Below are 1,009 nucleotides of genomic sequence, written 5' to 3'. Positions count from 1 at the left end.
CGCCGCTGCCGGACCCGGCGTGGCGCAGGACTATCTGCCCGGCACGCTGGCGCTGCGTGCGCGCCAGCTGACGCTGCAGGGCCGCACCCTGCACAACCTCGTGGCCGGGGTGCAGCGCGAAGGCAGCACCTGGCGCGCGACCCTCGACGCCGTGGAGCTCAACGGCCATCTGGAATACCGCCCGCCGACCGCGCCCGAGCAGACCGGCGGGCGCGTGTTCGCCCGCCTGGCGCGCCTGAGCGTTCCGCAGAACGACGTGGCCCAGGTCGAGTCGCTGCTCGACGAACGACCGGGCGACCTGCCCGCGCTGGACATCGTCGTGGACGCATTCGAGCTGCGCGGCAAACGCCTCGGGCGCCTGGAAATACAGGCGCAAAACCGCGGCGAGGGCATGCGGCGCGAGTGGCAGCTGAGTCAGTTCGACCTCCTGACGCCGCAGGCGAGCCTGAGCGCGAGCGGCAACTGGGCGCAGCCGAGCCCCGGGCCGACCGAGCGGCGCACGCAGCTCGACTTCGAGCTCGAAATCCACGACGCGGGCGCGTTGCTCGACAGCCTGGGGATGGCCGACACGGTGCGCAATGGCAAGGGGCGCATGCAAGGGCAGCTGGCCTGGACCGGGACCCCGTTCAGCCCCGACTACCGCTCCATGGCCGGACAGATCCACCTGAACGTCGCATCGGGCCAGTTCCTCCAGGCCGACCCCGGGGGGCCGGCGAAGCTGCTCAGCGTATTGAGCCTGCAATCGCTGCCGCGGCGCTTGGCACTGGACTTCCGCGACGTGTTCAGCAAGGGCTTCGCGTTCGACTTCGTGCGCGGCGACGTGCGCATCGACCAGGGCCTGGCCACCACGAACAACCTGCAGATGAAGGGCGTCAGCGCCGCCGTGCTGATGGAGGGCAGCGCCGACATCGCACACGAAACCCAGAACCTGCGCGTGCTCGTGGTTCCGGAGATCAACGCGCTGACCGCCTCCCTGGTCGCCACGGCGATCAATCCCGTGATCGGCCTG

At 70.6% G+C, this 1,009-nt stretch carries 1 protein-coding gene; it reads left to right on the top strand.

Going from position 1 to position 1,009, the window contains the following annotated elements; genetic code table 11:
- The coding region (locus tag VTU_RS25935) for a YhdP family phospholipid transporter (RefSeq protein ID WP_010101941.1) at positions 1–1,009 on the top strand (1,009 nt) is incomplete at both ends.

The sequence above is a fragment of the Verminephrobacter aporrectodeae subsp. tuberculatae At4 genome (assembly GCF_000193225.1).
GTDB lineage: Bacteria > Pseudomonadota > Gammaproteobacteria > Burkholderiales > Burkholderiaceae_C > Acidovorax > Acidovorax aporrectodeae.
Note: the sequence above shows the minus strand (reverse complement) of the source record. Positions and strands in the feature narration are given on the sequence as shown.